We start from the raw sequence: 16275 nt of genomic DNA, 5'->3' as shown, positions 1-16275 counted from the left end.
CTCCTGCTATCAAGCAAAGACTTCGATCAAATGGTCGTTTTGAAGGTCAAAGTGACCATGCCCCGATCCTTGAGCTGAGGCTGAGTACCGCCAAAAGCAGTGGTCTGCCCCGGTACGCAGTTGTATTGGCCGTTGGCCCCAGGTGCGGCACCCTCGCCCTGTACACCTGCACCACCGGCTGAGCCGCAGGTGTCGAACGGACCAAAGTTGTCCACGTACTTCAGGTCAAACCGGTACTGGTTGTGCACGTCCATGCCAACGCCCACCGAGTAACTGCCGGAGTCCTTGTTACCCCCGAGCTGAACCGACGAGTTGCCCGCAAGGCCGACGCTGTAGTTGGCCGGCAGGTACATATCGATGCCGGGGAACACCTGATACCAGGTCGGGTTGAAGTTGACGCCCAGGACGTAGTTGTCCTTGGTGACCTTGTCGACACCGCGATACCAGTCTTCGCCTTTGAACAGCTGCTTGTTCTCGGTGACGTCCAGCCAGCGGCTGTAGGCGACTTCAACCAGCAAGGTCGAACTGTCCCAGACCGGTGTCGCACCGAAAGTGGTCAAGCCGTTGAGCACCGCGTGCACGGTGTTGCCCCGGGCCACGCCGTTATCACCATCAAAGCTGCTGATGAAGCCAGGCAAACCGGCAGCACCGGCTACCGGATTGACCGTTGCCGGCACGCTGGCCAGCGGCATGTTGTGGCGATAGTTCAGGTCGAAACCGACGCTGACACCTTCGATGCTTTTCGACAGGCTGATACCGTAGATATCGATGTCGTCGACATAGAACTGGTTGTAGCTGCCGGCATTGCCGGAGATCAGTTGCGCAGGGCCGACCGCCGTTGGCTGCAACACCAGGTTGGGCAGAATGTCGGAGGTTTTGCGGTAGTAGAAACCCAGCGTACCCTGCAGCCATTCCGGGCTCCACTTGGCCATCAGGCCAAAGTCACCCTGGTTGTCCGGGGTAAACGTATGCCCGTTGGACAGCCGTAAAAACTGGTTGGCACCCAGTGGGCCAGGTGTGCCGAACAGCGGGTTTCGGCCGCCGATCAACGACAGGTTGTGCCCGCCATTTTGAATGCCGTCGTTGAACCCCAGATAAGTGCCCGACTCCGGCAACCGCGCGGCGTCCCAGTCCAGGAAGTACTGCGCGGCGAGGGTCAGTTCCGGGTTGACCGTGAGGCTGGTGGACAACTGATTACGCGGAATGAACAGTTCTTTGGCTTCTGTTCCCGGGACCGCCAGCGACTTGGAAATATCCAGACCGGACTGGCCATAACTATTGCTATGGGCAAAGGCGAGGATGCTTTCACCCCAGTAAACGGTGTGCTTGCCGAGCTTGCCGCTGAGCAGTGACTCATCGCCGACTTCCGTGCTGCCAAACACGAAGGCATCAAGGATTTCCGAAGAAGGACCGTTGTAATACCGATCGGCGTAACCGCTTTGATGACGAGAGTCCGGCTTACCGTTGTTGAGCTGATTGGTCGAGGCGTTATCGCTGCCAATATCGTCGTAGGCGTGGTCGTACCAGGTGTTGGCGCTGACACGGAAACCGACTTTTTCTTTGTAAACCACGTCCAGTTCGGTCAGCACATCCAGTCGTTGAGAAACGGGACTGCCGGAGGAGAAGTTGCGATCCCCGTCATTGTTGTTCCACGAATTGGCCAACTTGCTGTTGGGGGCTTCCACGCGCTGGGCGTAGTTGAACTTCAGCGTGTTGTCGAAGCGAACCGCAAAGTCTTCATTCCCCGTGTTGATCTCCACAGCCCCTACGGGCGCGATGCCCAGGCCGGTGAGAATGGCGGAGGCCAACAACCCTTTGCGAAGGTTTGCATGGCAGATCTTATTATTTTTGTTCATCTAGCTTGCCACCTGCTCTATGGTTTACGAAAAGTCATGGGTTGAATCACGGCGTAGTGAGCCTCCTCTCAGGTGCGCTGCAAAAGGGTGACCGACACCGCCCGGCCCAGGGCGGTGCTATGTTGTAAAGCCGTGCGGGCACCAGCAATTTGCCTGCCGTCGGCCACGCCGCGCAGTTGCCAGACCAACTCGACCAGTTGCGCCAACCCGGTGGCACCCGGGGCGTGACCACGTCCCAGCAAGCCACCCGATGGGCACACCGCATTCATCTGTCCTTTCAGGCGGTGTCCTTGCTGCACGAATCGATCGATCTCGTCCTCCCGGCAAAAGCCCAGCGCGGCGCTATTGACCATGAAGTCGCCGACGCTTTGGTCGTGCAGTTCAACCACGTCGATGTCTTCCGCACCGAGGCCCGCCTGCTGATAGGCCAACTGCGCGACTCGCCGGGTGGTCGCCTGTCCGAGCACATCCAGCACGCAACCCGTTTCCTGCTCTGAAGCGCTGTCACTGCCCCTGACACTGGCCAACACGGTGACGTCCGCCCGAGCGCCGAAACGCAGGGCGAAGGCCGGGGTACAGAGCAGGATGGCCGCCGCACCGCAGGCGGGCGGGCACAGATAAGGCGGGAGCCAGCCGTCGCGATCCGGCACTCGGTTCAACACGGCGTAGGGATTGCGCCCGGCCTGGGCCCGTGCCCGCTCAAGCACTTGATCGAAGCTGCTTTGAGCAATGCCCATGCGTGTCAATAACCAACTGGTTTGGGCCGCGAACAGCAGCGCCGGTTGTTGTCGACGCTCGATAAAGCCGATGGGGTTCTCATCCTGCCTGAGCGTTGCCGACTCATCGCGAGCGAGATCTTTCAAACCGAAAAACTCACGATTGGAGATGTGTGCCGGCATGCACTCGACACCCACCAACAGGACACATTCAGCCTGGCCGCACAGCAGGCTATTGCGGGCCAGATGGAAAGCACTACTGGCCGACGCACAGCCATCGCCGAGGCTGAAAGTCGGCACCCCCGAGTAGCCAATCTGCGACAACATTTGCTCGGCGATACCGGCTTCTGCGTGTACGCAGGAAGTAAACACCTGGTCGACCAGGTCATAGTCGATCCGCGCATCGGCCAGCGCTGCACGAATGGCTTGCCCCGCCAATGCCGCATGACTGTCAGAGCCACCCAGCGGTAGAAACGGCACCATTGCTGCACCGGCGATCAGCACTTTTACAGACATAAACCTGCTCCCACTCACCGATACGTTGGTGCTTTTGTGGATTCAGACTATTGCGAAGTCGAAAAGCGTACCCCCCCATTGACTGGGGGGTGGCTGGAAATCGGATTAGGGGGGAGTTAAAGGATGATCCGAACGGATCACCTCGGGTGGTGAGTTCGCATCAGCTCGCTGTCTCGAGAATTCCCAGCATGTATGCGCGCGCGACTACATGCTGTCTTGTGCCGGCCTGGAATTTTCCAAACAGGTTTTTCAGGTGCCACTTCACGGTTTCCTCGCCGACATTCAGCGCCAGGGCGATTTGCTTGTTGGACAGGTTGCGAGCCAATAGCTGCAACACCTCGCGCTCCTTGGGCGTCAAGAGACGACTCGGGGACACGCTCAAGGGGGTGGATTCCGGTCGCGGAACAGGTGCGGGCGTAGAGGTCGCCGCAAGCAAATTGACGGTATCACGCTGGAGCGTCTGCTTCCATTTGATCAGGTCCGGATGGGTGTCCTGCACCACGCGTAACATACCGTTTTCTTGCGCGAGGCTGACAGCCTCCAGCAAATAGTCGGTGCCGCCCTGTCCGGTCGCCCGAAGTGCCAGCGCCCTGAGCAGCTTGATCTGCACGATGTCTCGCCCACGACGCAGGTATTCGGCTGTTTCGCCAACCCTGTCCAGCACCGCCAGCATCGCCTCCCAGTCACGTTGAGCCAGTAAGGCATAAGCGTTGGCTACCCCGGCCAGCAAGTCCAGCTCCGGACCCAGCAACCCTGCTCGCTCACGGGCAATAACCGGCGTGAAACTGTCCAGCCGGCGCCATAATGCCTGACAGGTATCGCTGCGTCCCTGCAAGGCATGCAGGCGTATTTGCTCTCCCAGGGAGGCAATGCAGAATCGTGGAATATTTCGCTCTTCTCCAAGGGCGAATAACGCCTCGAGCAGATCCTGCCCGCGATGCCCCTGCCCCTGAAGTGAGGCCAGTCGAGAGGCGGCGAGGAAACCCTGCACAATCGCATCGGGAGAGGCCAATCGCTCAACGATATCCAGCCTGTTCGCCAGCACCGTAGCGGTCTCCTGGACTTCCCCCTGTTCCAGCAACACCGTCGCCAGAGCGCTCGCTAACATGACCGCCACCGGACTGCGCCGACCGATGTCCCGTTCGGCATGCAACAGGCTGTCGTGCAACGCAGTACGCGCCGACACCATTCGACCCTCGTATAAATAGGCAAGACCGACCACCCACTCGCCATACCCGCGTATGGCATCAAGGCCAGTACTAGCCGCGTAACGCGGTGCTCGCTGAAGGATTCGTCGGGCTTTCTCCGGTTGTCCCTGCAACAGCGTCAGCCGGGCGATCTGGCTCGCGACAATCGCTTGCACCTTGATCGAGAATGAAGGCAATCGATCGACCCAAGGCATGATGAGTTCATGCGATTGATCCGGATGGTCCGCAAAGTAGGCGGCGGCGGCGGCGATGGCGGCCGCTTCACAACGTGTCGCCTCGTCGGCGGACGGATGCTGTTTAATGGCAGCAATCAATTGCGCGGCTTCTGCCTGACGCTCTCCCATGGCTAAAGTCCAGGCCGCCGCCAGGCAGATGCGCGGATGCGACAACACGTCAGCGGGACCAAGCTCCTCGACCCACTCCAGCACCCGACTGAACTGCCCTTGCAACATGACTTCGTACAGGCAATTGCCGATCAACGTATAGGCCGGTTGGGGCATGCCGGCCAACAGATATTGCCGGGCGGCCTGCTCCAGGAAACCGTGGTGCTCCAGCCACACAGCACCGCGCCGGTGATAACCCTGACGTTCCTCCAACGGCAAGTCGGCAAAACGACCGAGCAGAAATTCCCGCGCCAATGGATGGATGCGCACCCAGTCACTGTCGATGCTTTCAACAAAAATCGGTGTCGAGGCACATAACTCCTTCAGCAACTCACCCGAGCAAGCGTTGCCCGTCAGCGCCTCGCATAACAAGGGCTGGACCATTTCCAACACTGCAATGCCGGTCAGAAAGCGAACCTGCTCCTCCCGAAGATGTGCGAGTAAACTGTCGACGAAATAACGCTGGATATCACCCAGGCAAGTCGACAACTCTTCGACTGCCGCACTCCGATTCGGGCTCTTCTCCAACGCCGAAATCGCTAATTGCAGACCAAGCGGCCAGCCTTCGGTTATCTCGTGCAGTCGCACGCAGAGGTCGGCATCAACCCTTGTGCCGAAACGGTCATTGAGGATGGCGATCGCCTCTTCCACATTCAGTCGTAAAGCCGCAGTCATGATCGTCGTGAAAAGCCCTCTTGCCGCGAGGTCCGCCACCTGCAGATTCAACCGTGTGCGAGAGGCCATGATGATGCGCAAATTGGCCGGCGCGTTGTGCAGCAGGTACGTCAGGGAGTAACGGATCGTCAGCTCGGGCAGGGTATCCACTTCATCCAGAATCAATACGGTTTCGCTACCCAGATCGGCCACTTCCGCCAACCACTGCGTCAGCCCTTCCTGTTCGTCACGCCCCAGTCCCGCAATAGGTTCGAATGCGCGGGCAAACGATGGCCGACCGCTGCCAATTGCCATGGCAACTCCCAGCCCCTGGACAAAACGCGCACCATCATCCTGTGCATCCAGCGTCATCCAGGCCACCACGGCGCCGTGAGACAAACATTCACGACGCCATTGGGTCAGCAGAAAGGTTTTGCCGAAGCCTGCCGGCGCTTGAACGGCGATCACCACTTTGTCTGTCAGTTCCTGGGTCTGGATACCCAGGCGGTTTCGCATCCGTGCTGATTTCTGACTACGCGGCGGTGTGGTTTTGAGGATCAGTTGGGGTTCTATGCAATCCATTTCTTTCAGACCCTGGTGGTTGATAGACGCCTACCCAAGGAGCGTCTGAAGGTCGCTGGATACAGTTCCAAACGGTCGAACACTACCATGGAATGGTCCGGGGGTTTGAACCCCGGTGCAATCCAACGCAAGCCGCTTGCGTACTTTCGGTGCCGTGACCTGCTCGCCACGCAAAAGAATCCGCTACCTTCCAGCCAGGGCTCTGTATTCGGCCGGTGTACTGGCGTGCGCAACCTTGAACGCTGCCGTCAGGTGGCTCTGAGAACTGAAACCACACTCCAGTGCCACATGCAAAATAGGTAGATCGGTCTGCATGAGCAAATCACGTGCATGTTCCAGTCGTACATTCATCACATAGCGATGGGGCGGCATACCCATGGCGCGCTGAAACAGCCGTCGGAAATGAGCCGGGCTGACACCCGCCTGGCCAGCCAGCGTGCTGATCGACAGTTCCTGCCCCAGATGCTCGCGAATGAAGACCAGTACCGTATGCAGGCGCGCCAGATGAATATGCGGCGGATAAATACCTCTGCTCGCGTCAACTCGTAGCGCACGATACACCTGCTCAAGCATGACCATGGCCAATCTTGCCATGAACCCCTGATCAGCCCCTTTCCCAAGACTTAGCTCATCCATCAATTGCCGGGCCGCCGCGCTCACCAAACCATCACTGACGGGCAATGGCGCCTGCGCGCCAGCGCATAGCTCACGCAATTGTCGAAACACGCCATCAGTGCGCTCGGGCAGATAAAAAACCGCGAAATCAATGCTGCCGGAATAGTGCCATTGAGTGGCACAACCTGCAGGCAGCAGCATTGACAAGCGGGGCATCGATGTTGAGCGCAACTCGCCCCCTGCCCCCTCATCCGCCCGCGAGCCACCGAACTGGGTCAGCAGGGCCATGAAGTCAACGGGCGGGACGGATAAATCAGTCGTATGCAGGAAATAGCGCTCCGCATACAAGGGGATTTCACTGCACACCAGGCCGCCCAGCAAGGGCAATCCCAGTGTTTCATGGACCTGTTGCTGCGGATTCATGGGCATCTCGGGATGAGCATATTTTGACAAATATGACCGCTTTTCAGGTGAGTTGTCGATGTCGGGAAGAACAATAATCGGCCAAATATTCCGCCACTCGCCTTAATGCGAGGCGGGCACAACCGCTCGCCCGCATAACTGATCACAGCCAGGAGAACAGCGTGAGCAAGAAGACCGTCACTGTATTCGGCGCCACCGGGACTGCGGGCATCGCCTGCGTCAATGAGTTCATTCGCCAGGGCCTGGTCAATATCAATGTACTGGCGCGCCGCTCCGGCCAGATGGAACGCTCATCGTCGGGCATCAGCAAGAGTGAGGCGCAAAAACAGCTGCAGTACGCCGAATGGGCGCGTCAGGGCGTGACCATCAAGGAGGTCGACGTCACCATTGCCGAAGCGCTGGTCCCGGCGCTGCGCGGCACCGACTACCTGGTGTCCTGCGTCCCCCTCTACGCCACCGAATCGCAGATGCCGCTGATCTTTGCCGCCAAGGAAGCCGGGGTCGAACGCTTCGTGCCATCCGAGTACGGCGCGATCTACGAGTTCGAGCAGTTCTGGCAGACCGACACCACGCACCGCTTGATGGCCCGGCAGAAGGCGTTCATCCGGCGCATGATCGAATTGGCCGGCATGGACTACACCATCATTCCGGCTGGTGCCTGGATCGAGTACTACATGCTCGAGCCGGTGATGGTGATGGGCGATCCCGACGCCAGGCTGTCCTGGTCGACCGGCGCGGATGTCGGTCGCATCATTCCGCATGTGCTGGCCCACCCGGCCTCGCGCAATGCGATCTGTCCAGTCGCGGCCACGGCCTGGTGTTCGTGGAACGAGCTACTGGCCGCGCGCGAACAAGCCATGGGGCGCCCGATCGAGCGTAACGAGTTGACGCCCGAGCAGTGGCGCGCAGCCTACGCGGCTTCCCGTCCCGGTGCCATCCAGACCCTGCTGGCGATCGGCGTCGCCATGGTCGATACCCCAGCGGGCATGTCGCTGTGCGGCCACTGGAACAAGACCTTCCTCCCCGAGTTCAAGGGGACGCCGTTGCAAGAACTGTTCGTCGACACCGTAGAGCCTTTCGTCGAGGCCACGCGCGCCACGCTGATCGCCGCCGGCGAACTGCCGGCCGACGCCTGACGCGTCTCGAAACCAGAGTGCAGGCCATAAGAAAAACCGAGTGATATGACGAGGCCCATCATGAAACTAAGCAACCGGATCAACCTGCCTGACATTTCAATAACCGGCTTTGAAACGCCCCTGAACGAGGTCGAGCGCGGCATCCAGGACAGCGTGCATCGCTTTGCCAGGGATTTCATGCGTCCCCTCGGCCAGGAACTCGACAAGATGACCGCAGAGCAGGTGGTCGCCCCCGGCTCGCCGTACTACAGCCTGTTCAGCGAAGCCGCCAAGTTGGGCCTGAGTTCCGATCTGCTGGCCGAACTGCCGCCGGAAACGGCTGTACGCGTCGAGTCTATGATCGGCGAGGAAATGGGCTGGGGCGATGCCGGCCTGGCGGTTTCCCTGGGCGTCAGCACCTTCCCGAACGAGATGGCCAAGGCCTTAGGGAACCAAGAGCTGATCGATCTGAGTGCCGGGAAAATCGGCTGCTGGATGATTACCCATCCGGACAAGGGCACTGACGCCGGCGCCTTCGACATGCAGCGCGACTGGGTGCCGGGGCAGTTGGGCAACAAGGGCAATCTCTTCGCCAAGGTCGGCGAGCACGAGATCGTCATCAACGGCCAGTGCTCGGCCTGGGTGTCCAACGGCGCGGTGGCCCAGGTGGCTCTGGCCTACATGACCGCCGACTATGGCAACGGCTTCTACGATGCCAATGGCTTGCCCTATGGCATCTCCGTCATCGTGCCCCTGGACTTGCCCGGTGTCAGCAAGGGCAAGCCGCTGGAGAAAATCGGCCAACGCGCGCTGCCGCAGGGCGAGGTGTATTTCGACAACGTGCGGATTCCCAAGCGCTTCGCCGTGGCCTTGCAGGACGAGTACTACGGCAACGTCGCTTCGACCTGGTCGTTCGCCGGCACCCACATGGCGCAATGGTTCACCGGCGTGGCACGTTCCGCCTTCGAACTGGCCCTCGCCTACTGCCATGAGCGCAAGCAGGGTGGCCAACTGCTGATCAACCACCAGCTTACCCGCTACCGCATCGGCGACATGATGCGTCGTGTCGAGCTTTGCCGGGCTGTCGCCCGCCGCTCCCTGGCCTATGCGCGCCTGTCCCCGCAGGGGCACCCCTGTGCCACGGCTTCCAGCAAGGTCACCGTGACCGAAGAGGCCATGCGCGTGGTCAGCGATGCCTTGCAGCTGTTTGGTGGCAACGGCCTGACCCGCGAGTACCCCATGGAGAAGTTGTTCCGCGATGCCCGCGCCGCGCTGATCGAGGACGGCGAGAACATGATGCTCACCACCCGCCTTGGGTTCCTTGTCCAGGAGCTCTACGAAGACGGCTGGCCCCAGTACTGATCCAAAACCCGACTAACAATAAACTTTGGAGATAATAGAAATGGCTAAATTCCCCGTAGTTGTCTATGGCGCCAGTGGCTACACCGGCATGCTGACCATGGACTGGCTGATCGACCAGAACATCCCCTTCACCGCTGTGGCGCGCGATGCCAAGCGCGCGCAGGAAATGATGGCGCAACGTGTGGTACGCCTGGAGTCCGCGACCTATGAAATCATCGAGGCCGAGCACAACGTCGAGTCGCTGAGCGCCGCCTTCAAGGGAGCCAAAGTGGTCTGCAACACCGTTGGCCCCTTCGTCAACTTCGGTCTGACCACCGTCGAGGCCGCGCTCAAGGCCGGCTGCCACCACATAGATACCACCGGCGAGCAAAGCTACGTCCGTCAGGTTCGCGAGCAATTTGGCGAGCTCTATCGTCAGGCTGGCCTGCTGGTTTCGCCATCGCTGTCCTACATGTTCAGCTTCTCCGAGATCGCCGCCGAACTGGCGCTGGAAACTCCCGGTATCGACGTGCTGGAAACCGCCGCCCTGTGCCGCGGCCCGCGTGATGTCGCCGGGGTCAGCCTGGGCTCGGCGGCCTCGATTTTCGAATTGTTCCACCGGGAGCAGTTCTACCTGTGGGAAAACAAGCTGGTGCAGCACCCCGCCACCGCTTCGTTCAACATTGTCGACCCCAACTTCATGCAGCCGGTTTTCTGCTTGCCTTGGGGCGGAACCTCGCTGCCGATTTACTTCGAGCATGATCCGCGCGTGCGCGCCTGCACCTCCGCGGTCGGTTTCTACGACAACAATGTGATGCCAATGGTGCATGGCCTGAGCCAGAAGTGGGAAGCGGAATACAAGCACTTGTCCAAGGAGCAGCAGGACGCGGTGGTGAAGAGCCTGGTAGAGGCCACCACGCCGAGTATGCCGCCCCGCGAACGCACCACCTTGCAACGCAGCGTCGACATCGCTATCGGCCGCGGTCACCTGTCCGCCGTGCGCGCTACCGTGCATGGCGTCACACCCTACATTTCCACCGGTGCCCTACAGGCCGCGGCGGCGATCAGGCTGCTCGACGACGACACCAACAAGGTCGGCTTCGCTTCCGGTTCCAAGGCTTTTGGACACCGCTATCTGCTCGGTTTCCTGGAAGAGCGCGGCCTGGCCCGTGCCACCGTTACCAAACTCTGATTACCGGCACAGGAACCATTTATGGCCATCATCGATTTTTACGATCGCGGCTGGGGCATCAACCCTGCCGGGGTCGCCTACATCCAGGGCGAGCGCTCCTACACCTTCAACGAAATCGGCGAGCTCTCGTGTCGCATCGCCAACAAGTTGCTCGCACTGGGCTTGCCGAAGGAAACCAAGGGTGCCGTCTGGTCAGGTAACGACGTCACCGCCTGGGCCTGCACACTGGGTCTATGGCGCGCCAACATGACCTGGATTCCAGTCAATGCGCGCAATTCCAGCGAAGAGAATCACTACCTCCTCGACGCATTCGACTGCGAGGTGATGTTCTACCAGAACGATTTCGCGCAAATCATCGCCGAGCTACGGTCCAGGCTGCCTAAGATCAAACACTGGATCTGTATCGATGCCGACGCTGTCGATGCACCTTCATTGGAGCTATGGAGTGCCGGCCAGCCGGCGAGCCGTCCCGAAGTCGCTTATGACATGGACGACGTGGTGGCGATCTCACCCACTGGTGGTACTACGGGCACGCCAAAGGGCGTGATGAACACCCACCGCAGCGTGCAGACGTTCATCGCCCACTTCATGCTGACCTGTGCTTATCGCAATGGTGAAAAGCCGGTGAATATGGCCGCCGCACCGATGACCCACACTGCCGGCCTGTTGTCCGTACCCTGCACGGCGCAAGGTGGCACTGTAGTGGTCATTACCAAACCCGATCCGGCATTGATGTTGAACGCCATTGCGCAGCACAGGGTCAGCGAGCTCTTTCTGCCGCCAACGGTGATCTACAGGCTGTTGGAAATTCCCGGCATCGAGAAGCTGGACTTCTCCTCGGTGAAGTACCTGATGTACGGCGCGGCTCCCATGTCGGTAGACAAGCTGAAGAAAGCTATCGAGATTTTCGGCCCGGTCATGACCGGCGGCTATGGTCAGACCGAAGCACCGGCCAGCATCGCCAACTTTCGTCCTGACGAGCATCTGGTGGACGGCCAATTCGCCGACGACGAACGCCTGTCCTCGGTCGGCCGCCCTAACCCGCTGGTCCGCGTCGAAGTGATGAGCGATACCCACCAGATCCTGCCGCGCGGTGAAACCGGTGAAATATGCGTGCGCGGCGACCTGATCATGAAGGGTTACTACAAGCAGCCGGAGAAGACCGCCGAGACCATCGTCGACGGTTGGCTGCATACCGGCGACATCGGCCATATCGATGCCGAAGGCTATCTGCACCTCACCGATCGCAAAAAGGACATGATCATTTCCGGCGGTTTCAACGTCTATCCCAGCCAGGTCGAGCAAGTGCTGTGGGGACATCCGGCGGTTCAGGACTGTGCCGTGATTGGCGTGCCCGATGAAAAATGGGGCGAGGCCGTCAAGGCCGTGGTCGAGCTCAACCCAGGCCAGGAAACCACCGAGCAGGAGCTTATCGAGCTGTGCAAAGCCAGGCTGGGCAGCGTGATGGCACCGAAGTCGGTCGACTTCACGACCAGCCTGCCACGTAGTCCGGTGGGCAAGGTGCTGAAAAAAGAACTGCGTCAGCCGTATTGGAAAAACTCGGCCCGCAAGATCTGACACAACCGCGGATCTCAGGCCCGTCGAACGACCCGATCGGGAAAAAATCGAGTCGATTTCAACCTCGGCCTGCACGTGGCCGAGATACGCCTGCCTGAACCTGGTAACGACCAGCAACTTCAGTAAGCCGCTGCCCAGGCGCACCCAACGTCAACCACGCCGTGGGGTGCGAACTGGACACTGACCCACTGAATATAAGGAATTTTCAATGAGCAATATCTATATCGCCGGCATCGCCATGACCGTCTTCGGTCGCCACATCGAACGCAGCCTCGACGACTTGGCACGCGAGGCTTTCCAGGGCGCATTGAAGGACGCCCACTGCACTGCCGCCGATCTCGATATCGCGTTTTATGCCGGCATGACCAATGGCCCATTGCAAGGCCAGCTCTCGATCCCGGGTCAGGTCGTGTTCAGCAAGATCGGTATTGAAGGCATTCCTATCTATAACATCGAGAATGCCTGCGCTTCGGGTAGCTCAGCCTTCAATTTGGCCGTGCAAAGTCTCAAGGCCGGTACAGCCAGTATCGCGCTGGCGTTGGGTGCGGAAAAGATGAACATCCCGGATAAACTGAAGGCCCTCTCGCTGTTCGAGGCTGGTTGGGACGTATCTCGCGCCGAAGAGAATTATCAGACGCTGGTAAAAATGGGCGAAGGTGTAGTGCCGCCCGCCGGGTCGGAATCGGACAAGCCTTACAGTAAGTTCATGGCCATCTATGCCGCATTGTGCCGCCAGCATATGAAAACCTACGGCACCACGCAGCGGCAGATCGCAGCGGTGTCGGCAAAAAACCACACTCACTCGGTCCATAACCCCTACTCGCAATTTCGCAAAGCCTTCGGTATCGACGAAATCCTTGCCGCCCCTCCGATCACTTATCCGCTCACCCTGCCAATGTGCGCGCCGCTGTCGGACGGTGCAGCAGCAGCCATCCTGTGCACCGAGGAAGGACTCGCACGCATCGGTGCCGACAGAAGCCGCTGCATCAAGATAGCGGCCAGCGTCATCCGTAGCTTCAGCCATCGCCGGCTCGATCAGCCGGAACTGAACGTCGGTCACCTGGCAGCTAACCAGGCCTATGAACAGGCGGGCCTGGGGCCGCAAGACATGCATGTCGCCGAAGTCCATGACGCCTCGGCGATGGGCGAAATCATTCAGGTCGAAAACCTGGGCCTGGTCCCGTTCGGTCAGGGCGGACCTGCGGCTGAACGTGGCGAATTCACGCTGGGCGGGCGCATCCCGGTCAATACCTCAGGTGGCCTGGAATCGAAAGGCCATCCACTCGGCGCTACCGGGATCGGACAACTCTACGAACTTGTGACGCAACTGCGCGGAGAGGCTGGCGCACGCCAGGTATATGGCGCACGCCATGCAATCCAGGAGAACGGCGGCGGTTTGCAGGGTATTGAGGAGGCAGCCGTCGCGATCCACATTCTCAGCAAATAGTTCTTGTCAGAAAAATTTGTAGTGGCCAAACCAATCAAAACAAGAAGGATAAAAACATGTTCCAAAACAAAGTAGTCGTCATCACCGGTGCAGGATCCGGCATTGGTCGGGAGTTGGCTATCCAGATGGTGGAAGCTGGCGCGCATGTCGCCCTGTCGGACATCAACCAGGTGGGTCTCGACAAAACCATGAAGCTATTGCCTGACGCCAGCAAAGCGAAAGGTTACCTCCTGGACGTATCGTCCTGGGACGCCTTCCAGGCCCATGCCGACGAGGTAAAGCGAGATTTTGGCACGGCGCACTTCGTCATCAATAATGCAGGTGCCGCAGTCATCGGGACAGTTGCCAACACCTCCATCGATGAGTACGAGTGGCAACTCGGTATCAACCTGTGGGGCGTGCTGTACGGTACCAAAGCGTTCCTGCCGATGATGCAGGCCCAGCGAGAAGGCTGCATCGTCAACATTTCCAGCGTATTTGGCCTGGTGGGTTTCCCGATGCAAAGCGCTTACAACATGTCGAAGTTCGCCGTACGGGGTCTCACCGAAGCGCTTTGGTCGGAACTTGAGGACAGCGGCGTGCGCGCCGTGTGTGTGCACCCCGGAGGAATTCGAACCAATATCGAGAAGTCCGGACGACGTTGTAAGGCCGCCGGCAAAACAGAAGAAAGGTTCACGGCACTGGCAGACAAGATGCTGCTGACGCCAGCGGCGGATTGTGCCAGCGACATCATCAAGGGGCTGCGCAAAGGAACCAAACGCATTATCACAGGGAACAAGTCGAGCACCTTGTTCTGGATAAGCAGGCTGTTCCCCAATAGCTATCCGGCATTACTCAAGCTGCTTGGCTGAGGCCCGGAAGTTACAAGATGTCTCAGCGCGACGCGAAGCGTCACCACCTCTCAGGAACAATTCCATGACCGACAGTTATACCCGCAAGCTGTTTATTTCTGCCGCTTGTTTCAACGTACTCGCGGGTCTTCCATTACTTGTGGCTCTGCGACCCGTAGCTGCACTGTTGGGGCTGCAAATTACCCCCACCTCAACCCTCTTCATTCAACTCACCACGTGCCTGGTTATCATATTCGGCTGGGCCTATTGGATGATCGCTCGCGATCCGCTGCAGTATCGTCCCTATATCCTGCTCGGGATTATCCTGAAAGTACTGTTTGTTGTGGTGGTCTATGGTCACTGGCTGGCGGGCAGCATCCCCTGGCCATTGCCAGTAGCGGCATCGGGTGACATCGTCTATGCATTACTGTTCTGGCGTTATTTCCAGCGCGCTGAGCGTTGAACTTCGTCGTGCTGACCGTCGGTGCTGCTGGAGCATCAAGGATTGAGCCAGGAAAATTCGAACGCACCCAGCAACCAGGCCGGCCGGTAGGCCGCCTCGGTTGCTGTTGCGGGACACGCCCCTCGTGAGGCCGGGCGGCGTTCCGTTTTTACAAGTGACCCGCCGTAAGGGCGCAACCCTGAGCGGCGGTTACCGCAGCAACGGATATGTACACCTTCAAAAATCCACACTGCCTGAAAATCAACGTCCTTGATCTCACACTTTGTTACCCCATACCCCAGCCGGGTGTAAAAAACTGCTTTGGTAACAGCCTCGCAGGCGGCCTCCCGCCCTGCACTCACTTGCCTGAAAAGCCCAGCCCAGAGCGCTGTACGCGCTTTCTCAAACGTCCACTGCGCGAATTGGCCGGGTGATTGCATATGCTTGTCTGTACAAGTATCTGCGTGTGCATAAGACATCTTGCCAAACAGTCAATATGCTTTTGCGTCACAAGCGCTTCCGATGGTCCCTGGGAATAAAATAATGAAAAAAGCATTTCTCACCCTTTCTGCATTAGCTTTGTGTGTGGCTGCCGGTTCTGCGCTGGCCAAGGAGTACAAAGAGTTGCGCTTTGGCGTCGACCCCTCTTATGCGCCATTCGAATCCAAGGCCGCCGATGGCAGCCTGGTGGGCTTCGATATCGACCTGGGTAACGCGATCTGCGCAGAGCTGAAGGTCAAGTGCAAGTGGGTCGAAAGCGACTTCGACGGCATGATTCCCGGCCTCAAGGCCAACAAGTTCGACGGCGTGATCTCTTCCATGACCGCCACGCCAGCGCGCGAGAAAGTTATCGATTTCTCAAACGAGCTGTTCTCTGGCCCGACCGCGCTGGTATTCAAGAAAGGCGTGGTCATCGGCACCGATCAGGCCTCCCTCAAGGGCAAGAAAGTCGGCTACGAGCAAGGCACCATCCAGGAAGCCTACGCCAAGGCCGTGCTGGACAAGGCCGGGGTAGAGACCCAAGCCTACGCCAACCAGGACCAGGTGTACGCTGACCTGGTCTCCGGACGCCTCGATGCCTCAATCCAGGACATGCTGCAAGCCGAACTGGGCTTCCTGAAGTCGCCGCCAGGCGCCGACTTCCAAGTCAGCGCGCCGATCGAAAGCCCCCTGCTGCCAGCCAAAACCGCCGTGGGTCTCAGCAAAGGCAACGCCGAACTCCAGGCATTGCTGAACAAAGGTATCCAGGCACTGCACGACAATGGCACCTATGCGGCCGTCCAGCAGAAGCACTTTGGCGATCTGAATCTCTACAGCGGCAAATAATGACCCTGCGCCCATTTTCGGATGGGCACTTTTCTGATTGACGTAGGGCTG

General features: G+C 59.2%; 12 protein-coding genes. 8 read left to right on the top strand and 4 right to left on the bottom strand.

What is annotated here, in order from left to right; all coding sequences use genetic code 11:
• Positions 1-26: 26 nt before the first annotated feature.
• The 4 genes from AB4O40_RS28040 to AB4O40_RS28025 all read right to left on the bottom strand — a co-directional run bounded on the left by AB4O40_RS28040 (position 27) and on the right by AB4O40_RS28025 (position 6953).
• Positions 27-1856, bottom strand: coding sequence for a DUF1302 domain-containing protein (locus AB4O40_RS28040; protein ID WP_223541029.1), 1830 nt, complete (start codon positions 1854-1856; stop codon positions 27-29).
• A 68-nt stretch (positions 1857-1924) separates the two neighbouring features.
• Positions 1925-3088 carry a thiolase C-terminal domain-containing protein gene (locus AB4O40_RS28035; RefSeq protein WP_056723178.1) on the bottom strand — a complete coding sequence of 388 codons (1164 nt, stop codon included), beginning with the start codon at positions 3086-3088 and terminating at the stop codon, positions 1925-1927.
• A 160-nt stretch (positions 3089-3248) separates the two neighbouring features.
• The gene (locus AB4O40_RS28030) at positions 3249-5915 is read right to left on the bottom strand and encodes a LuxR C-terminal-related transcriptional regulator (RefSeq protein ID WP_223541028.1); all 2667 of its coding nucleotides are present in this window, start codon (positions 5913-5915) and stop codon (positions 3249-3251) included.
• A 183-nt stretch (positions 5916-6098) separates the two neighbouring features.
• A complete protein-coding gene (locus AB4O40_RS28025) occupies positions 6099-6953 on the bottom strand; it encodes a helix-turn-helix domain-containing protein (RefSeq protein WP_056723182.1) in 855 nt (284 codons plus the stop codon).
• A gap of 161 nt (positions 6954-7114) precedes the next feature.
• Between AB4O40_RS28025 and AB4O40_RS28020 the strand changes: the two genes are divergently transcribed.
• From AB4O40_RS28020 to AB4O40_RS27985, 8 genes are all read left to right on the top strand, one after another.
• Entirely contained in the window at positions 7115-8089 is a 975-nt protein-coding gene (locus AB4O40_RS28020) for an NmrA family NAD(P)-binding protein (protein WP_056723183.1), read from the top strand.
• Between the two features lie 60 nt (positions 8090-8149).
• Positions 8150-9430: an acyl-CoA dehydrogenase family protein gene (locus AB4O40_RS28015; RefSeq protein WP_156385736.1), complete on the top strand. Its 1281-nt coding sequence runs from the start codon at positions 8150-8152 to the stop codon at positions 9428-9430.
• A gap of 40 nt (positions 9431-9470) precedes the next feature.
• Positions 9471-10601, top strand: coding sequence for a saccharopine dehydrogenase family protein (locus tag AB4O40_RS28010; RefSeq protein WP_056723185.1), 1131 nt, complete (start codon positions 9471-9473; stop codon positions 10599-10601).
• Positions 10602-10622: 21 nt separating this feature from the next.
• Entirely contained in the window at positions 10623-12179 is a 1557-nt protein-coding gene (locus tag AB4O40_RS28005; protein WP_460056989.1) for an AMP-binding protein, read from the top strand.
• Positions 12180-12387: 208 nt separating this feature from the next.
• The gene (locus AB4O40_RS28000; protein ID WP_056723188.1) at positions 12388-13626 is read left to right on the top strand and encodes a thiolase family protein; all 1239 of its coding nucleotides are present in this window, start codon (positions 12388-12390) and stop codon (positions 13624-13626) included.
• 56 nt (positions 13627-13682) lie between these two features.
• A complete protein-coding gene (locus AB4O40_RS27995) occupies positions 13683-14477 on the top strand; it encodes an SDR family NAD(P)-dependent oxidoreductase (protein WP_056723190.1) in 795 nt (264 codons plus the stop codon).
• A 64-nt stretch (positions 14478-14541) separates the two neighbouring features.
• Complete coding sequence (locus AB4O40_RS27990; protein ID WP_046028203.1) at positions 14542-14919, top strand: hypothetical protein; 378 nt, start codon at positions 14542-14544, stop codon at positions 14917-14919.
• 522 nt (positions 14920-15441) lie between these two features.
• On the top strand, positions 15442-16224 hold the full coding sequence (locus AB4O40_RS27985) for a transporter substrate-binding domain-containing protein (protein ID WP_056723194.1): 783 nt from the start codon (positions 15442-15444) through the stop codon (positions 16222-16224).
• Positions 16225-16275: the final 51 nt, after the last annotated feature.

The sequence above is a fragment of the Pseudomonas sp. S2_F07 genome (assembly GCF_054668325.1).
Note: the sequence above shows the minus strand (reverse complement) of the source record. Positions and strands in the feature narration are given on the sequence as shown.